This is a genomic window from Paenibacillus nanensis (genome assembly GCF_003583765.1).
Lineage (GTDB): Bacteria > Bacillota > Bacilli > Paenibacillales > Paenibacillaceae > Pristimantibacillus > Pristimantibacillus nanensis.
This window is the reverse complement of sequence record NZ_QXQA01000003.1, coordinates 64,511-83,048: the sequence shown is the minus strand read 5'-3', so window position 1 is coordinate 83,048 and position 18,538 is coordinate 64,511. Positions and strand designations below refer to the sequence as shown.

The 18,538-nt window shown below is 50.8% G+C and carries 19 protein-coding genes; 4 read left to right on the top strand and 15 right to left on the bottom strand.

The genetic code is table 11. The features are described 5' to 3' along the window. Positions 1-85: 85 nt before the first annotated feature. The 3 genes from ahpF to D3P08_RS06600 form a co-directional block, all read right to left on the bottom strand. Positions 86-1,615 carry an alkyl hydroperoxide reductase subunit F gene (gene ahpF, locus D3P08_RS06610; protein ID WP_119598673.1) on the bottom strand — a complete coding sequence of 510 codons (1,530 nt, stop codon included), beginning with the start codon at positions 1,613-1,615 and terminating at the stop codon, positions 86-88. A 14-nt stretch (positions 1,616-1,629) separates the two neighbouring features. Next, positions 1,630-2,193 carry an alkyl hydroperoxide reductase subunit C gene (ahpC, locus tag D3P08_RS06605; RefSeq protein ID WP_119598672.1) on the bottom strand — a complete coding sequence of 188 codons (564 nt, stop codon included), beginning with the start codon at positions 2,191-2,193 and terminating at the stop codon, positions 1,630-1,632. Between the two features lie 293 nt (positions 2,194-2,486). After that, a complete protein-coding gene (locus D3P08_RS06600; protein WP_119598671.1) occupies positions 2,487-3,659 on the bottom strand; it encodes an MFS transporter in 1,173 nt (390 codons plus the stop codon). A gap of 125 nt (positions 3,660-3,784) precedes the next feature. On the opposite strand from D3P08_RS06600, the gene D3P08_RS06595 reads away from it, so the two are divergent. Continuing rightward, the gene (locus D3P08_RS06595; RefSeq protein ID WP_119598670.1) at positions 3,785-4,114 is read left to right on the top strand and encodes a winged helix-turn-helix transcriptional regulator; all 330 of its coding nucleotides are present in this window, start codon (positions 3,785-3,787) and stop codon (positions 4,112-4,114) included. Positions 4,115-4,167: 53 nt separating this feature from the next. Here D3P08_RS06595 and D3P08_RS06590 read toward each other — a convergent pair whose 3' ends face one another. From D3P08_RS06590 to D3P08_RS06550, 9 genes are all read right to left on the bottom strand, one after another. Next, on the bottom strand, positions 4,168-4,533 hold the full coding sequence (locus tag D3P08_RS06590) for a GIY-YIG nuclease family protein (protein WP_119598669.1): 366 nt from the start codon (positions 4,531-4,533) through the stop codon (positions 4,168-4,170). A 2-nt stretch (positions 4,534-4,535) separates the two neighbouring features. Then, on the bottom strand, positions 4,536-5,015 hold the full coding sequence (locus D3P08_RS06585) for a DUF6530 family protein (protein WP_119598668.1): 480 nt from the start codon (positions 5,013-5,015) through the stop codon (positions 4,536-4,538). 290 nt (positions 5,016-5,305) lie between these two features. After that, complete coding sequence (locus D3P08_RS06580) at positions 5,306-5,914, bottom strand: YcnI family copper-binding membrane protein (RefSeq protein ID WP_119598667.1); 609 nt, start codon at positions 5,912-5,914, stop codon at positions 5,306-5,308. Between the two features lie 21 nt (positions 5,915-5,935). Continuing rightward, positions 5,936-7,447: a copper resistance CopC/CopD family protein gene (locus D3P08_RS06575; protein ID WP_162848385.1), complete on the bottom strand. Its 1,512-nt coding sequence runs from the start codon at positions 7,445-7,447 to the stop codon at positions 5,936-5,938. Positions 7,448-7,584: 137 nt separating this feature from the next. Further along, positions 7,585-8,253 carry a response regulator gene (locus tag D3P08_RS06570; RefSeq protein ID WP_119598665.1) on the bottom strand — a complete coding sequence of 223 codons (669 nt, stop codon included), beginning with the start codon at positions 8,251-8,253 and terminating at the stop codon, positions 7,585-7,587. After that, a complete protein-coding gene (locus D3P08_RS06565; protein ID WP_119598664.1) occupies positions 8,222-9,049 on the bottom strand; it encodes a sensor histidine kinase in 828 nt (275 codons plus the stop codon). The genes D3P08_RS06570 and D3P08_RS06565 overlap by 32 nt, the downstream gene beginning before the upstream one ends. 108 nt (positions 9,050-9,157) lie before the next feature. Continuing rightward, on the bottom strand, positions 9,158-9,490 hold the full coding sequence (locus D3P08_RS06560; RefSeq protein WP_119598663.1) for an L-rhamnose mutarotase: 333 nt from the start codon (positions 9,488-9,490) through the stop codon (positions 9,158-9,160). 66 nt (positions 9,491-9,556) lie between these two features. Then, on the bottom strand, positions 9,557-10,657 hold the full coding sequence (locus D3P08_RS06555; RefSeq protein ID WP_119598662.1) for a rhamnogalacturonan acetylesterase: 1,101 nt from the start codon (positions 10,655-10,657) through the stop codon (positions 9,557-9,559). A 39-nt stretch (positions 10,658-10,696) separates the two neighbouring features. Further along, positions 10,697-11,980, bottom strand: a complete 1,284-nt coding sequence (locus tag D3P08_RS06550; protein ID WP_119598661.1) for a Gfo/Idh/MocA family protein — start codon at positions 11,978-11,980, stop codon at positions 10,697-10,699. A gap of 140 nt (positions 11,981-12,120) precedes the next feature. On the opposite strand from D3P08_RS06550, the gene D3P08_RS06545 reads away from it, so the two are divergent. After that, positions 12,121-12,927, top strand: a complete 807-nt coding sequence (locus D3P08_RS06545; protein ID WP_119598660.1) for a helix-turn-helix domain-containing protein — start codon at positions 12,121-12,123, stop codon at positions 12,925-12,927. A gap of 106 nt (positions 12,928-13,033) precedes the next feature. Further along, positions 13,034-14,080, top strand: a complete 1,047-nt coding sequence (locus D3P08_RS06540; protein ID WP_119598659.1) for a serine hydrolase domain-containing protein — start codon at positions 13,034-13,036, stop codon at positions 14,078-14,080. Positions 14,081-14,129: 49 nt separating this feature from the next. Here D3P08_RS06540 and D3P08_RS06535 read toward each other — a convergent pair whose 3' ends face one another. Both D3P08_RS06535 and D3P08_RS06530 read right to left on the bottom strand, forming a co-directional pair. Beyond that, a complete protein-coding gene (locus D3P08_RS06535; protein WP_119598658.1) occupies positions 14,130-14,789 on the bottom strand; it encodes a DUF4386 domain-containing protein in 660 nt (219 codons plus the stop codon). A 93-nt stretch (positions 14,790-14,882) separates the two neighbouring features. Continuing rightward, a complete protein-coding gene (locus D3P08_RS06530) occupies positions 14,883-17,642 on the bottom strand; it encodes a winged helix-turn-helix domain-containing protein (RefSeq protein WP_119598657.1) in 2,760 nt (919 codons plus the stop codon). 187 nt (positions 17,643-17,829) lie between these two features. Between D3P08_RS06530 and D3P08_RS06525 the strand changes: the two genes are divergently transcribed. Beyond that, positions 17,830-18,195, top strand: coding sequence for a MerR family transcriptional regulator (locus D3P08_RS06525; RefSeq protein WP_119598656.1), 366 nt, complete (start codon positions 17,830-17,832; stop codon positions 18,193-18,195). Here the strand turns inward: D3P08_RS06525 and D3P08_RS06520 are convergent. Beyond that, entirely contained in the window at positions 18,190-18,504 is a 315-nt protein-coding gene (locus D3P08_RS06520) for a thioredoxin family protein (RefSeq protein ID WP_119598655.1), read from the bottom strand. The two genes, D3P08_RS06525 and D3P08_RS06520, sit on opposite strands and share 6 nt — an antisense overlap. Positions 18,505-18,538 lie beyond the last annotated feature (34 nt).

Here is an 18,538-nt window from a genome sequence, read left to right as displayed (position 1 = left end):
GCGGCTATCCCTTTTGTTATCTTGAAATAAAAATAAAAGCCGATTTTCTGCAAATCGCAGAAAATCGGCTTTATATATAATAAATTTAATTGCGAATGAGGTAATCGAATGCGCCAAGCGCTGCATTTGCGCCGGAACCCATCGAAATGATGATTTGCTTATACGGGCTGTTCGTGCAATCGCCGGCCGCGAATACGCCAGGCACGCTAGTTGCGCCATGGTTGTCAACGACGATCTCGCCCATACGAGTGCGCTCGACGGTATCGCCAAGCCAATCCGTATTCGGAACAAGGCCGATTTGGACAAACACGCCTTCCAGCTCCACGTGACTTTCGGCGCCGCTTTCGCGATCGATGTAGGTAATGCCGTTTACTTTATCCGTACCGGTAATTTCTTTCGTCTGAGCGTTTTTCACAACCGTAACGTTAGGAAGGCTGTACAGACGGTCCTGCAGTACGGAATCGGCTTTAAGCTCAGGATTGAATTCGATTACGGTCACGTGACTGACGATGCCCGCAAGATCAATCGCCGCCTCGATGCCGGAGTTGCCTCCGCCGATAACCGCTACGCGCTTGCCGGCAAACAAAGGACCGTCACAGTGCGGGCAATAGGCTACGCCTTTGTTTTTAAACTCCGCTTCGCCCGGTACGCCGACATTGCGCCAGCGCGCGCCGGTGGACAGAATAACGGTCTTGCTCTTCAGAACGGCCCCGTTCTCAAGCTCAACCTCGATGAGATCTTTTTTCGCGAGGCTTTTAGCCTTTTGCAATTTCATCACATCGACATTGTACTCTTTGACATGCTCTTCCAGGCTTGCCGCGAGCTTTGGACCTTCGGTATATTTCACGCTGATGAAGTTCTCGATGCCGACCGTGTCCATCACTTGTCCGCCGAAGCGTTCAGCGACGATGCCTGTGCGAATACCTTTGCGCGCCGCATAGATCGCCGCGCTTGCGCCGGCTGGGCCGCCGCCGATAACCAGCACATCAAACGGCTCCTTGTTTTCGAATTCCGACGCGTCAGGCGCTTCGACGATTTTGGCTAAAATCTCTTCAATCGTCATGCGGCCGCTGCCGAAAAATTCGCCGTTAAGGAATACAGAGGGAACGGCCATCACATCTTTGCTTTCCACTTCTTCCTTAAATACCGCCCCGTCAATCATCGTATGCGAGATACTTGGATTGAGGATGCTCATCAGGTTCAGCGCCTGTACAACGTCAGGGCAATTGTGACAGCTCAGGCTGATGTAGGATTCAAACCGGTATTCCCCTTTAATGCCTTTGATCTGATCAATTACGCTTTGATCAACCTTCGGCGCTCTCCCGCTCACTTGCAGCAAAGCAAGGACAAGAGAAGTAAACTCGTGGCCGAGCGGGATACCGGCGAAAACAACGCCGGTATCCTCTCCAACACGGTTCACGCTAAAGCTTGGCGTTCTCGCCAAATCCGCTTTTTCGACTTTAATTCTGGATGTCATGCTTACCAGTTCATCCATTAATTCCATCATATCCGAAGAAGCGGAATCGGAGCCTGCGCTGACTTTAATCAGCACATCGCCTTCCATGAGCTGAAGGTACTGATTTAATTGTGCCTTTATATCTGCGTCTAGTACCATAAAATAACAGCTCCTTAGATTTTGCCTACGAGATCAAGGCTTGGCTTAAGCGTTTCTCCGCCTTCTTGCCATTTCGCTGGGCAAACTTCGCCCGGATTGTTGCGAACGTATTGCGCAGCTTTGATTTTGTTCACAAGCGAGCTTGCGTCGCGGCCGATACCGCCAGCGTTAATTTCAACCGTTTGGATTACACCGTCCGGGTCGATGATGAATGTTCCGCGGTCAGCAAGGCCGTCTGCTTCGATCAGCACATCGAAGTTGCGGGAGATCGTGTGAGACGGATCGCCGATCATAATGTATTCGATTTTTCCGATTGTTTCGGAGCTGTCATGCCAAGCTTTGTGCGTGAAATGAGTATCCGTCGATACGGAGTACACTTCTACGCCAAGGGATTTCAATGTTGCGTACTGGTCTTGCAGGTCGCCAAGCTCAGTAGGGCACACGAAAGTGAAGTCTGCAGGATAGAAGCAAACAACGCTCCATTTGCCTTTGAAATCAGCCTCTGTAACATCGATAAACTTCCCATTGTGATACGCGGATGCTTTAAACGGTTTTACTTCTGTTCCAATTAGTGACATAGTTTCTTCTCCTCCTGAGTATGTTTATCAATTTATAATAATTATAAACTGATACTATTATTAATAATTAGGCAACAGCTTGTCAAGTCATTCTCCGCTCTTTTTCGCGAAAAATTTACTTTCTTGTCTAAGCCGTTCAACAATCATTCACAAATGACTAGTCTTTCCAAAACCTATGACATTATACGAATTGATAGCCGTATGACCGCTCAATACATGGCTTTGAGCGTTCTCCCTGCCTCCCCTGTTTCAAATGCCGGCCAAGAGATTTCCTGGCCGGACTATTAACCAGCTTAAGCCGCAGATTTCGCAGTCTGAGGTTTACGGCTTGCAGCAAAGCTGATGAAAGCGGCCGTTAACCCAAGTAAAATAAGAAACCCGGCAAGCCAAGGATGGTGGCGAACCGATTCCGTTCCTCCCACGAGGATGCCGCCTGCCCCCGCTCCGCCGGCGAGGCCTAAATGAATGACGGAGGTGTTGATGCTGAGCACGAGATTGGAAGAGCCTTGGGAACGCCCAATTATATAGCTCTGCACGGCGGGACCCGACGCAAACATCGAGAAGAACAGGATACCGATTAATAGAAGAGCTGCCCAGGAATAGCCGGCGGCAAGAGGCAGAAGCACCAGCGACGCGGCTTGTGCGGCAATCGTCGCAGTCAATACCGGCATAGTCCCCCAGCGGTCGACAAAGCTGCCTCCAAGCCGCGATCCGACGGCGCCGACAACGCCATAAACAAGCATGATAACCGCAATATCGGAAGGCCGGTAACCCATTGTTTCCTGCAGGTAAGGCGTTATATAAGTCAGAAAGACAGAGCCGCCGCCTTCTCTGAACAACGTCATCAACAACGCGGCGATGATGACCATGCTTCCCAGCGCTTTAATCTGACGCGATAACGGAACGGAAGCATCGCCTTCTACTTCCGGAAGCAACCGATAGATGATGAAGCCGACGGCAGCGCTTAGCAGTCCGAGCATCGCGAAAATGGCTTGCCAGCCTAACCAATCCGTGACCGCGATACCGATTGGCACGCCAAGGATTAAAGCGGTGCTGAATCCCATTATAATAGTTGCGATCGAGCTTCCCAGCTTTTCCGGCGGGACCAGCTTCGAGACGATCCCAAAGGAGACGACCAGGAATACGCCGGAGCTTGCGCCAAGCAAGACGCGGGCTGCCATTAGGACGATAACTTCCTGGCTTAGGGCGGATGCGGCGCTGCCGACCATATAGATGCCGAGAGCGCCGAGCAGAAGCGCCTTCCTTTTCATTCCGTTCGTCAAGGAGACGACAATCGGAGTCGCAATTGCAAAGGCTAACGAGTAAGCGGAAATCAATTGGCCCGCCATAGCCAGGGAGATATTTACATCTGCAGCGATCCGAGGTAAAATGCCGGAAACAACCAATTCCGACGTTGCGGTAAGAAACACGCCTAATGCCAATACGTAAAGGGTTATTTTATTCATTTGATATCCATCCTTTCGAGCTATTTATACGCATTATAATCACGTTACTTTATTTTTGTAAGCACGCAAATGGAATGGATATAAACCAAACGGATGGACTTACTAACAAAAAGTGAGTGGATGATATGGAAAAAGAAAAAGACGCGGAAGGTTACCCCAGCATTTGTGAGGTCATCGAAATATTAGGGGCCAAATGGTCGTTTCTCATTATCGCCGAGCTGAACAAAGGGCCCAGAAGATTTCAGCAGCTTCAGAGAGATTTATCCGTCGTGCGGACGCAATCGTTAACGAATGCGCTTCGCCAATTAGAAAAGAACGGACTTGTTCATCGCGAGGTTTTTCCGACGGTACCTGTGACCGTCGAATATTCCTTGACGGAGAAAGGAGCCGACTTCCAATCCGCGCTCAAAGAAATGGAGAACTGGGCGAAACGGTGGCGCAGCGTCCAAACTTAACTAACGTGCAACGCGAAAAAATGACAGCCTGCTGCGGCTGTCATTTTTATCTCTTATTCCTGAGAATTCGTGGGCTTATTATATCCTCTGTCGCCATAGGGCTGCAGCTTCTCAAGCCAAGGCTTTTTCATTTGCTTCACTTCCCAGCGCAGGTCAAGAACATCGTCGGTTTTCTTTTTTTCTAACTCCTCATAGTCGAATGCCTCCGGCCCGCACTCATTCCAATCCTTTTGGAGCTGGGTGTTCATGAACCTTCCTAAGGTCAGCTGCGCTTGAATCGCCGTCCACTTGTTTTTCAGATTCGGATAACTGTCAATGAAGATCTTACCGTTCATTTTATTTGTTATTTTGATAACGCCCATATACGTTTTTATTTGCTTAAATTCCTCTAAAAGCTCTTTCCGTTTACTTTTATCCATGGCTAATACCCCATCTCTTTCAGCGCTCTGGCCAACGCGCTCAGCCTTTCGCCGATCAGCTCGCCGTCGTCGCTTAACGCTTGACTGAACAGCTTAATGTCATCGTTGATTTTTTCGTTATCGGTGCAAACCGCTACGGTCATCGCATCCCCTTGCAGGCCAACGCGGTCAATAACCGGATTTTGCGGGTCATACAGATTCTCGTATTTGTAAGCTTCACGAAAATGCTCCAAGGTGCGGCAGATCAAAATCGCCAAATCAAGAACGCGGTGCAAAGGCAGCTCCTCGGATTGCCGCGACCACTTCTCCCCCGTATATCTCCATACTTTGGCGGAAATATCCACCTTTCCTCTATCGTTCCATTGCGCCAGCCCTAAAGAAAGACCTTTCGCATCCGATTGATTCGCCATTCTGCCGTCCACTTGCTCATAATTTTCAGATACGATGACAGGTTTATGTTTTAAAGTCGTTGGTATTTTCAATTTTTCATCCTTCTTTCTGTTTAACAATTTAGTAAATCAGTAATTTAGTAATTTACTAGCTTACTCGTTCAGTATACCCTCATCTTTTTTGTTCGTCAACCAAGCAATGTCTTGGATCTGCATCACCAAAAAGACAACCTTATTCATCCCAAAATAAAGGATAAGCTTTTACAGCTTTACAACGAAGCGGATATGCAGGCTCCCGATTTGAGCAAGCTTCGGAATAGCCGTCCGTTACGGTTCATAACGAAAAGACCGCTGGCTCCGAAGAACCAGCGGCTTGCCGAAAGCTATCTTTTAACAGCAGTACTTTTTTTGAGTAAAGATAGGAGTACGGCCGCTACCCCTAAAACCAAAGCTGCGACCGAGATTGGGAGAGAGAGCGAGGATGACGATGCTGCGGCGCTTTCCCCGCTATCTGCTTCCGTGCCGGCAGCTTTTGCTTTAACGGTCGTTACGGATGCGGGCGTATCCGAACTCTCTGCGCCTACCCATTCCACAACGCTTCCATCCTCATAGGTTTGATATGCTTTCCAGGCAATGAGCTCCGCGTCATCCGCCACTTTGCCGCTCATTTTGAATTCGCCGAATTCCGTACTCGCCAGCCCGCTGCTTGCCGCCGTCCATACGACGCTCGTAATTTTGTCCGTCGCATCTCTTGTTATTTCATATGTCCAATCCGGCTTCGGCTCAAATCGGGAGATCGTGACTTCGTCCGGTATTTTCACTTCAACCTTAACAGTCGGCACTTCCTTTTCCGTCGGGACCCTCACGGTAAAAACTTCATACGCCCCTTGCGACGCTTCTTTCGGCTGTACCGTCACATGCGCGCTGGCGCTGCCGGCAAATAAAACAATAGACCATAAGCATGCCATTGCGATAATTTGGATTTTTTTCATTCCATTCATCCTCTCCATTCGTTAATAAACCATAATTTTATGATGATAGACGGTCTCGTCATCATCCGAATCTAAAACTCTGAGCTCTACCATCCATTTACCCGCAAAAGGAAGATAAGGCCCTTCCGCCGAAAAGCTGTATTGGCCGTTTTCCGTTAAGGACGGTTCAAGCGGGACCTCGATCGGAGCAATTTTTTGATCATCCTCATATTGAAGGTACAAGTTAACCTTCTTAGGAACCGCTGATCCTTCCGTTATCCATAACACGACAGAGAAGCGGTTATTTCCCGGCGTCTTCGGCGAGATCGAGGTTGTCATGTGCATGCTCTCGCCCATCACATGCCAAGATAGCGGTTCATTTGCGGGGCGAGGATTTAAGGATGTAAAAATACTCGCGATGATGACAATGAGAAGCATTAAACTAAAATCCGCCTTCACCATCATGCCAATATGCCGTTTTTTTCGTTTCAGCAGCCATCGAAGAATGGCCCCCGCGATGATGACGATGACAACCAGCACACATTTTACAATGAACAGGGTCCCCCATTCCGTATATTGCAAATATTTGATCGAGGGGAGAAAAATCAACGCGGAGCTTATACCGGTGACGGTTAGCGCAGCGATGCTAAGAAACGCGAATTTCGAAAATTTCGGGAGAAACTCAACCCGATGCTCCGGATGCTTCCGCCAATGGACAACGAGATAAAATAATCCGCCCGACCAAACGGCTGCCGCCAAAAGATGAGCTCCGTCCAAAATAATCGTTCGATATACGGGCTCAAATGCCATGGCATGGCCATTGAAGGTTTTGGCTGCAAGCACTAGAAGAATCCATAAGCCATCCATCCATTTTGTTCGGCCGAGCCATACGAAGCTCAATAAGGATAGGATCAAGCTGCTTAGCCACGAAGCCCCGATGGCGGAACCGAACAAAAGCGTTGTTAGCTTCGCGGGATCCCATTCCTCCATATACTCCGGCAGATGCATGGCTACCATGAACAGAAGAGACAGCATGAACAACCGCTGCAATCGCAATAACCAGCACGAGTATGTCTCCCGTATGGCCTTGTTATCCGTCCGGCCTGCAATTCCCCAAAAAATCCAGCCGACCAGCAGCAGCAGACTTAAAAAATAAACCGTTCTAGAGCTGTAAACCAGCAATTGCCGGCCATCCATGTTACTGCCGCTCCGCTCTTCGATCGAAGGCTGAGCGGACATCAGCTGACCTATCGAAAATATATAGGATTCGGCGATCGGATGGCCGTCTGCTGAAATGACGCTATAAGTGACTGTATAGATTCCGTCCGGCAGCCTCGGCAGAGCAACGCTAATTTCGGATTGGTTCTCACTCAGAGCCGCCGGCTGATTGGTGACAAGCTCCCCGTTCTGGTCGAACACTTGGAGTTCAAAAAGCTTGTTTTCCAGCCGCTCGTTAAAGGTTAAGACCACTTGTCCCGGAGAGCTGTCTAATTGCGCGCCGGGAGCCGGTGAAGCATTTGTAAGCGAGGCGTGAGCCCCCGCGGTTTGCGGCAAGAGCAAGCAGGCCGCCATAATTAAAGCGAATATGCGGTATACATTAACAATCCTTTATCCCCACCTTCAGATCAATTCAGGCGCCTTTCTTTATCAAGATAAATAAAAAAAACAACAATGAGAATGACCCGTTCGGGCTATCTTCCATTGTTGTTTTGAATGTTTTGTGTCAGGCCGTTTCGAATGGCATAGGAGGTTAATTGCACTCTGTTTTCGAGCGAAAGCTTCTCTAATATATTTTTTAAATGATTTTTAACCGTATTTTCGGAGATGACAAGCTGTTCGGCAATTTGCTTGTTGGTTGAGCCTGCCGCCACGCAGCTTATAATTTCTTGCTCGCGCGGGGTCAGCACTTGAAGCGGCGCATATTCCGCATGATGTCCCGCTTTAAACTGCTGAAAGAGCCGGTCTGCCATTTGTCTTGAAATTTCGGAATTTTCATCGAGCAGAGCATGCAAGTACCTGCTCCAATCATCCGGCGCCATGTTTTTCAGCAAATACCCTTGAGCTCCATATTGAAGAGCGGTGAATAAATCGGCTGCATCGTCCGAAACCGTCAATATCACGACTTTAATATGCGGGTTATCGTTTTTTATTTTTCGGGTAGCTTCGAGCCCGTTCATACGAGGCATATTGATATCCATCAACACAACCTCCGGCTCCAACCGGGAGCATAGCTGAACGGCCTCCAAGCCATCTGTCGCTTCGCCTATTATTTCAAACGAAGGATCGTCGGTTAATAAGCTTTGAATCGCTTTTCTCGCAAATGGATGGTCATCGGCTATTAAGACTCGATTTTTTAACATCGCTTTTTCCCTCCGATTGGATGAGCAATTTGGCGCCGCCATGATCCTCGGCTATAAAATCGAAGGTTGCGTGAAGATCATCCGCTCGTTTTTTGATCAACGACAGTCCATATTTGCTTCCGTTCGTATGGCTGTCAATTGGCCCGATCCCGTTATCGCGAACCTCCAGCAGCCAGCTGCTCGCAGAAGCTATAAATCGGATTTCCGCATGACTCGCCTGCGAGTGTTTTCTAATATTCGTAAACGCTTCTTGAATAATGGCGAATAATTGAACCTCTTCGGATGTAGAGAAAAAACCCGCCGGAATCCGAACCGATTTCGAAACCTTAACGCCCGATAACACGCTCCACTCATCAAGCCATTTCGTTAAGCGGTCCGAATAGGAAAGCCCTTCATCGGGGGAGGAGCGCAAATTAAAGATCGCCTGTCTAAGATGGTGATCGATCTCGGAGATGGCGGCTTTCGCTTCATCCACTTTTCCTTGATTCATTTTGACATTTAAGAAAAATAAAATTTGAGCGATATGGTCATGCAGCTCTCGAGCAATCCGCTCGCGTTCTTCATACACGGCTCCTCTTGTTTTCTCTTCGGCGATTTGTTGATTTTTCCGTTCGATGATTCGAAACATCCATAACGAGAATAAATAAGAAATGATAAGCGTAAGAAGCGTGATTAGCAGATTCCCCATACTCATCGTAACCATATCCGGAAATAATTCATGCCGGATATATTCAAATCCGCCGATGATCAGGGTAGGAAGGACAACTGTTAGAAGCCTCAGCGACCGGTATGACATCAAGACCATCCCTTCTATAGACCGGAAGTCTTTACTAGATTAGATGAGTTTCAACAAAAAAACCAGCATTTCTGCTGGTTTGTAAAACATATGCCACAATTGGATCGATTATTTCGTCTCTTCTTCCGCTGCATTCACGTAACGGTAGGCTTCCCGAATCACTTTGGCGTTTTGGCCGTTCTCCCACGGCAGCAGCATGTCGCTCATAAATTCCTGCCATTTCAAGTTGGCCGGGTGTCCGTCCAGGACAGCCATCGCTTTCTCATAATTTTCCACAGCCATATAAGCGAATAACGTACCCTCGTAATAGTAGATGTGGTAACGATGAATGCCGACCTCGCCGAACGCCTTCTCCAGATCCGGATAAACCTGCTCATGGCGTTTGAAGTATTCTTCCTGATCTTTCGGGTCGATACGCAGTAAAAACGATACATGTTCCATCTCATCATTCCCTTTCTCTATTCAATTTTCGCCTTGAAAACTCCTATCCTGCAAAGCTGCAAACCATTATTTCATAAATATAGGAAGAGGCGATAGATTCAGCTCCCGAATCCCCTCTGCGACAAGCTCGGCGATGCGCAGTCCTCCGTTCTCTTGAAAATGCGTGTTGTCTTGAACGCCATTCGAGAGATTGATCCACTCGCCGGGAGCCCCCCAAAGGAAGATCGACTTCGTTGCCTCCGGCCCCAGCTCCTCGAACAGCCGTCTGCTCTTCTCGGCTAAGTCGATTAAGGCAACCCCTTCGTCAGCAGCCAGCTGCCTTACGGCGACCAAATAGTCTTTATGTGTGTCCTGCAGCTTGCCGTCATCGCCGAAGTAACGCCGGTGGACGGACGTCACTAAAACCGGTGTCGCGTTTTTCGTACGCGCCGCGTCGATATATTTTTTCAAATAGTCTTTATACGTCGTCGCCGGGTCGGTAAACCGCTCCTCGTCGGATTTCTGGTCGTTATGCCCGAATTGGATGAATAAAAAATCGCCTTCCTTCATCGCTTCCATGATCGCGTCAAGCCGCCCTTCCGTGATAAAGCTCTTGGAGCTTCGGCCGCCTATGGCATGATTCGCGACGACTACGTCATGCCGGAAGAAATACGAAAGCATCTGTCCCCAGCCGGAAAAAGGAAATCCGCCCTCGTCCGGGTCCGTAACGGTGGAATCTCCCGCCAGAAAGAGGGTAATCTGCTGCTGCGACGGCGCGATCTCCAGCGAGTTCATTCGCGGAGCGATCCCCCCGAAGCTTAGCTTCAGCTTTCCATCCCGTACGTTAACGCCGAACTGCTTCCTCGCATATTGCCCCGTCACCGTTTTGAAATCCCGCAAAACGAGATGCTCTCTGTTCGTTTTTAAAGTCGTATGGGTAGGCGCAATCGCATCTCCGATCACGAGCGTCACCAAATAATTGCCGTTTGGCACATCGACAATAAACTTGGCGTCAAACGGGATACAGAAATCCCCGGTCAGCGGTTCGTCATTTCTTCGTACCGCCGTTACCTGCTCTCCGCCTACAAAACCGTAGCCCCGCGAAGAATCGTAGGCTTCATCGGCGCTCACTTTCGTGTAGCCTTCCTTAGCCGCGCCTTCCGGACCGAAATCAAATCGAAAAGTCATGCTTGTCCCCTAGCTCCCTTCTCTCCGGGCCCGGGCCCATTAAAATTTCACCAATCCGTCTATGTTGACCGGCATACCGGTACGCATGGAGATGTTGCCCGCGATGCCCGTCAGGATCGACATGGCGCCGTCGACATGCGTAGCCGCGCGTTTGAATGGATCATCCGCAGGAACGCCGAATATATCGTTCAGAAGGATCGGGTCGCCGCCGCCATGGCCGCCTACGCCCTCTTCAATCTCCGCGTCATAGGCTTCGCCGAACATCGGGATGACTTTGATGCTCTTCGCCTGCAATGCGCCCTCGTCCTCTTTTTTGCCGCCGGAGTTCACATACGACGCCTCAACGATTTTCATCTCGATGCGCCCTTTAGAGCCGTTAAAGTTGACCTGGAAGCCTTCCCATGGCATATAACAGTTCAGCGAATACGTCATAATCGCCTTGTTTTTGTAGCGGACGAGCACCCCCATCGTGTCCTCGATCGAAATGCCGTCGCCGAATACGCTCTGATCGCGGTAATAGCCGTCCTCGTGCTCCGCGTCCGCATATAATCCTTTCAGATCGGCACTCTTCTCCAGATCGAGCGCGAACGGATCGTTTTGGGCGATATGGCTGCCTCTTGTTCTGCTGTAAAACTCCGTCACGCCGCGCTTCTCCGCGTTTTCTTTGCCGTAAAACATCAGCGAGCCCTGGGCGAACACCGACTGCGGCTGCGTACCGAGCCAGAAGTTAACCAGGTCGAAATGATGCGTCGACTTATGCACAAGCAGGCCGCCGCTGTTGCGCTTGTCCCGGTGCCAGCGGCGGAAATAATCCGCGCCGTGCTGGGTGTTGAGCAGCCATTCGAAGTGAACGGAATGGACGTCGCCGATTGCGCCGTTCATAATAAGCTCGCGAATTTTTGTATTATGCGGCGCGTAGCGGTAGTTGAACGTGACGCGCACCTCTTTGCCCGTGCGTTTCACCGCGTCCAATATGTCCTGGCATTTCTCTTCGTCAACCGTCATCGGCTTCTCTGTTATGACATCGCAGCCAAGCTCCATCGCTTTAATAATATACGTATGATGGGTTCGGTCAACGGTTGTTACGATAATGGTGTCGGGCTTTTCCTTCCGGATCATCTCTTCAAATTCATGCGCTTTATAGGTCGGTACCGCATGATGTCCGTAGTTCTCGCGAAGCAGCTTGTTGGAGTAGTCCATTCTTGTCTGGTTGGTGTCGCAAAACGCCACCAGCTCCGATGTATCCCGGTAATCTCTCGCAAGCGAGCCGTAGAAAAACTGAGCTCTCCCGCCGGTGCCGATCAAGGCGTATCTCTTCTTCATACGTATAGGCCTCCTATGTGTGCTGGATGATAGATTTTATTTTACTGTAAACGAATACATGCGATATAATCGACTATAAATATTGCTCAACTTACGGTAAAAGTCGCAAATCTTGCGCAGGCTGATCGGAGGGCCGGAGCTTGAACATTTTTTATAATGCCGCGGGGACGATTTTGGTCGATCATTTGAAACGAACCGGTTATTTTACGATGGACGAGCAGCATGCGCATGACGAATACGAGCTGTACTATTTAATGAGCGGCCAGCGCGATTACTTTATTCGAGACCGGACCTATCGGGTCGAACGGGGAAACTTTGTTTTTATCGAAAAAGATGAGCTGCATCGAACGATCGATACGGGAGTGCCGAACCACGAAAGAGTCGTCATCAATTTCTCGTCCTCGCTACTTGCGGGATTTCCTTTGCACGGAAGGAGCGGCGTCATTGCTTTGCCGCCGCAGGAGCATTTCAAGGGAGAGACGCTTGTTCGCGAATTGGTCGAGGAGGCGAAAGGGGATGCCGCCGGCCGTGACGTGATGCTCGAGTCGCTGCTGAGACAGCTGATAATGCTGCTGTTTCGCGCCCAATCCGAGCAGCCGGAGCCGCAGACGCAGCCTTCATCCGTCCATCGAACCATTTCGGAGGTTGCCGCTTACGTTGGAGCAAACTATCGGGAACCGCTTCGTTTGAACGAGGTCGCAAAGCGGTTTTACGTCAGTCCTTATTACCTGAGCCGAAAGTTCAAGCAGTGCACGGGTTTCGGCTTCTCGGAATATGTGCAGCTGGTGCGCGTGCGCGAAGCGCAGCGCCTTCTGCGGGAGACGGATCTGAAAATGATCGATGTCGCGGCCCAGATTGGCATTGAGCCCGTCGCGAACTTCTACAAGCTGTTCAAAGCGACGAACGGCTGCTCCCCTCTTCAATACCGCAAGCGCCAGCGGAGCTGATTGCAAATTCGGCTGCGACAGCTGCAGGCATGGAACGCCAAAGACTATCCGCCGTATGTATCGTATCTGTTCCAACCTATGTCTGGCATATAGGAGTGTATTTGATATGATTCAACAACTGGAAGATGTGCTGAAGGAAGAACGATTGCAGCAATGGTTAACGATTCCAGAGCACCGTCTGACTTTTGGCGTGGTCACCCGTTCCGGCCGCTGGATCTGGCCTAGCGCGGCTAATGGAGAGGCTGAATATGCTTCAGATCTCTACGAGATTGGATCCATCACCAAGACGTTTATCGGACTGTTACTGGCGATCGGAGAGGAAAGAGGGATATGGAGTCGTCTCGACCCGTTGGCCGCGCTTGTGCCCGAGCTCGCATCCAGCCCTTTCGCAAAGCAGACGACGCTGCTGCAGCTCGTTACGCATACGGCCAATTTGCCGGCTATTCCTCGCAATTTACGGCGCACGATCCAGGATAAGCTGAACCCTTACGCCCATTATTCGGAGAGCGATTTAATCGAAGCCGTATTGTCGGAGAAGCCCAAGGCGAAAGGACGGCACATGTATTCCAACTACAGCTTCGGGTTGTTAGGCTGGATTCTCTCCAAACAGCTTGGCATGAGCTTGCATGAGGCCATGGGTGAGCTTGTTTTCCGGCCGTTAGGCATGAAGGACACCGGGTTGGCCGGACACTTGAAGGACGATGCGTCTCTGCAGCCGGTCTTCGATGCTAAGGGTAAGCCTACGCCGCATTGGCAATTCCAACAATCGATGGCGGGAGCCGGCGCCATTTGCTCCACGATCTCCGATATGCTTGCTTATGCAGAGGCTAATGCAGGCCTGAGCAGCAGCCCCGTAAGCAGCGCGCTCGAAGAATGCCATAAGGAACATTACAGCATTTTCAAGAAAAGAGGCATTGGAATCGGCTTCGGATGGATGCTTTATCGCGAGAAGAATGGTTCGGCGACCCATTGGCATAATGGAGGAACGTACGGCTCCAGCAGCTTTGCGGCATTCAATCGCGCGAAAGGAATCGGGCTCGTTATTTTGTCCAACCGGGGTGTCGATCTCGCGAGCCAGTTGCCCTTCATCGGAAGCAGAAAACTGAACGTCGACCGATTCGCTCGCATCCTGACGGACAAACTGTTCGGTTAAAACGTAAAAACACGCCTGGAATGGCGTGTTTTTTTTGCATGTTCATGCTTCATTGATTTCTCTTATTCCACCCTTTAAAAATCAGCCATAGCGGCAATATCAGTTCAAATAATCCCCCTGGTATAAACAGAGCCATGCCGGGATCGTATCCGCAGATTGTTAAGCAGCTGCTTGCCAATAGGGCGATGTAGCCTAGAGCGCCGAGCAAAGACAACAATCTCGGAACCAGCTTCGTTCGATATAACAAAATACAGAATAGGATGCTGCCCACACTGAGCGCAAGCATCGCCAGCTGGAAAGCCAAATCTTCTCCTCGTACAAGCGCATCCCCTATCGTTTTATAATATCCGTCCGCATCGCCACCAGCCGCGATAAAGCTTTCGCTTAACCCAAGAAGCGTCAACGGACCGATGATGGCCGCTAGCAGCAGCACCGACTCGATGATTCTCGAGCTCAAGTAGCCAAGCGCAATCGATTCGCTGTTCGATTTTAATATCGGATAAACGAGTACGGCGATCGCGGTCACAGCCGCGGCGTTCAAGATCTCAAGCAGCAAACCGGCCATCACTTGCATCCGGCCCGGGTCGAGCTCAGCGAGAAAAGCCGGCTTGTTTATTACCGCGTCAACAAGCCCGCTTCCCGTCAAATAGGCTATCGTTGAGATTAAAAATAATGCCCCTATCGTTCTAGCTCTCGTTGTGTCCGTCATCCCTTTTTCCCCTCGATCCGTCGAATTTACTTGCAGTATATCGAGTAGGGGAGTCGGATGGTTAGACACTAAAGTGTTGTTTTAAACGAACAGCTACTTAATCCATCCTAATTGCCTGGCGAGCGCGATCGCCTCCGTGCGGCGCTGAACCTGCATTTTTTCGAATATTCTTCGATGATGTCCTTTCACGGTATCCAATGCCACAAATAGCTTGTCGCCGATTTGTTTATTGGATAACCCCTGAGCGGCAAGCTGCAGCACTTCCAATTCGCGAGCAGTCAATGGTTCGGGGCGCTGGCTGGCGCCCTCCTTCATTTTGTCCTGCTCCATTGCCAATAGAAGCTTGTCGAGATAGCCGGGCATTTTCCGGTAAGCCTTAGCTACGGACAGCAGCGACAGGACCGGCGTCTCGGCGTCGATAAAGCTTCGGATGAAGCCGCCTCGCTCAGCGATCTCCAGCGCTTCGATCAGAATCTCCAATGCTCTGCTCCTCTGTCCAAGAGTGCATCGGGCGGCCGCTTCCAGCAGCATGGCTTCGAGCCGCTGGTCCTCCTGCCCATTTGCCGTCACTGGAGAAGAATACGGCGCGATCGCGGCGAGCGCTGCAGCAGCATCTCCGTGTGCTAGATAAGCCCGAGCCAGGCAAAGAGGGAGCTCATGCGTCTTAGCCTCATGCAAAGCGCCGACCGGATCGCCTTGGCGAAGCAGCAGCAGCGCCTGAACGGCCGCAATATCCGGCAGCCGGTTCGTCAAGCTGCGCTCGCGCGCGAATGGCTTAGCTTCCCCCAATAGGGCGGATGCCCCGGCATAATCTCGATAGGCAAGCTTTAATCGGGCGATAAAGATTTCGGAAGCGAGAATAAAATCGCTGTGCTGCAGCCGGCGCGCCAATTGAGCGCCCATCTGCGTAAGCTGCATCGCCTTCTCCAGATCATTCCGCTCATAATGAATGCGGGCCAGGCCCAAATAAGCCTCGCATACCGCTGGCGACGGCTGCTCGCCGGCAAGCTCCAAGGCGCGGCGGTAGTGTGCCTCCGCTTCGTATAAAAGGTTCTCCCCTTCAAACAAGCTCGCTTGACCAAGGACCGCCATTACACCGATAATATTGTTCTCCAGCTTTCGGCTGATCGATAAAACCTCGGCAAATGCCTCTTGCGCCTTCCCTCGCTCTCCGCGATGCTGATACGCTACGCCCATTAACCAAACCGCGGTCATACGAACCGGAAGAAGCTCGGGATTCAGATGCTCAAGCGCCCGCCGGCACAATTCGATCAAGCGGTCGGTCTGCTGCGAGCTCATCGGCGAGGCAGCTGGCATAGCAGGAATCCGCCCCACAATTTCATTCGTCTTATCATCCGTTAAATGCTTGCTCAGTTCAATTGTTTCTAACCGTCTACGCTCCGCGTATGTAGGCGAAGCGGCGACTGTCATGGCGGATACACTGGCGCGAGTCGCGGCGATGAGGCCGATCAGGTTTCGCGTTTTACCGTCCATCTCATAACTCTTCATGGCCTTCTCGGCTGCCTGCAATTTCGATTCGATTTCTTCCGCTCTGCCGGCTAATAAGGATGCCGAAGCAAAAATAACCCACAGCGACGGTCGGGCATCTAATTCAGCAAGGGGAAGAGACTCCAGCCAGCTCAGCACAGGAGCCACTTCGCCGCGTAGATGCAGCGGCATGCCGCCGCCATAAGCCAGCCGCTCGGCAAGATCGGTCGCATTGGCGGCGACCGCGTGGCGGAACGCGTCCATCGGAAAGCCGTTGTCCTCAAACCACCGGCTGGCGCGAAGATGCAACTCGGCGGCATTCACGCGGCCGATGCGTGAAGCAGCATCGTTCCGCAGCAGCCGCCGCAGCGATTCGGCAAAAAGATGGTGGTACCTGTACCAGGTTTGTTCGTCGTCCATCGAAACGATAAATAGATTCGCGCGTTCAAGGGACTGAAGCAGCCGACTGCCGCTTTCGGAGGGCTCCTTCGACAGTACCGCGCTGCAAAGCGGTTCGCACATTCTATCCAAAATCGATGTATAGAGTAAAAATTGACGTGTCGTTTCGGGCTGCTTGTTAAGCACTTCTTCCACCAAAAAATCAAGCAATACCCGTTGATTGCCTGCGAACGCCTTCATGAAAGAATCGGACCCTTGGTATCCCTCGATGGAAACGGCGGCGAATTGTAGCGCGGCGATCCATCCCTCCGTCCTGTTTTCCAAATCCGATATCTCTTGCGAAGTCAATTGCAGCTTCATCGATTCGTTCAGATACGCTGCGGACTCAGAATGATTAAACCGCAAATCCGGTACGCCAAGCTCGGTTACTTCATCCCCCACACGCAGCCTTGTTAACGGGATATCCGGTTCTTCGCGCGAAGCGATGACCAGATGCGCGTTTGGCGGCAAATAGTCTAACAGAAAAGAAACCGCATGATGAACCGCCTTCGAATGGATCAGGTGATAGTCGTCGAGTACGAGCACACACCGTGCAGGGTACTTCGCAAGCTCGTTGATCAGCGCGGTCAATACCGGCTCGGCCGGCGGCGGCTGCGGCGACTGCAGCAATCCCCGGGCGTAGCTCGGAAGCTTCTCGTCGATCGTTTGCAGGGCCGCGCAAATATAAGCCAAAAAACGGTAGATGTCATTATCCCCTTCATCCAGCGACAACCAAGCTGCCGGAAGATTGCTGCACGTTATCCATTCGCTGATTAGCGATGTCTTGCCATAACCGGCGGAAGCCGAAAGAAGAGTCAGCTTTCGGTCCAATCCCTCATTCAGCCTCTGTGTAAGCCGGTTACGCATAACCGCCTTTTGCTTGACTTTAGGGATGAACAGCTTCGTGGTTAGGATGGGCGAAATCATGAATCTCACCTGTTTCTCTCAGTTTGTCCGCTAGCATTATCGCTTGCTAAAACGTTACCTTACAGTCACATGTTAGCACATAATGGATAAATTTGTGAGTCATCGGCATTCAAATCTCACTTGACTCTCACACTCATGTCAGCGTTTATAATGAAAGCAGTACATCTGAACGAAGGAGGCGCTATGCATGAAAATCGGAGAACTTTCCGCCCGTACCGGCGTTAGCATTCGCTCGCTGCGCTACTATGAGGAGCAAGGGCTTCTCGCCCCTGTCCGGCACGAGAACGGCTACCGGGAATATTCGCCGCTTGCGGAAGAGCAGGTTCGCACAATAAAGTTTTATCTAAGTCTTGGCTTAACGACGGAGCAAATTGCCGGATTCCTGCAGTGCGTCCTGATCAATAAAGAAGCGTTCTGTAACGAAGTGCTGCCCATATATGAGCAAAAGCTGGAGGAAATTGACGAGCAGATTCGGCTTCTGCAACATATTAAGACGAATCTGCAGGATCGAATCTGCTCGATTGTAGAAGAACGAAATCAGCTTGGTTTATAGATACCGGCTTACGAGGGACACTAACGAATCCTTCGACTTGAATCCAATGATCCGGTCGACAGCCTGCCCGTGCTTAAACATAATCATCGTCGGAAGGCCCATCACGCCAAAGCTCCCTGCTGTTGCCGGCTCGTCATCCACGTCCATCTTGATGATTTTAAGATCCGGCATTTCCTGGCCGATTTCCTGAAGAACCGGGGCAATCCTTTTGCATGGCGGGCACCAATCCGCGCCGAAGTAAACGAGCGCCGTCTCCGCCGATTCCACCTCTTCTTTGAACCTTGCATCCGTCGTGGTTACGATAGCCATACTTGCCCAACTCCTATCCTTTAGAAAGTCATTT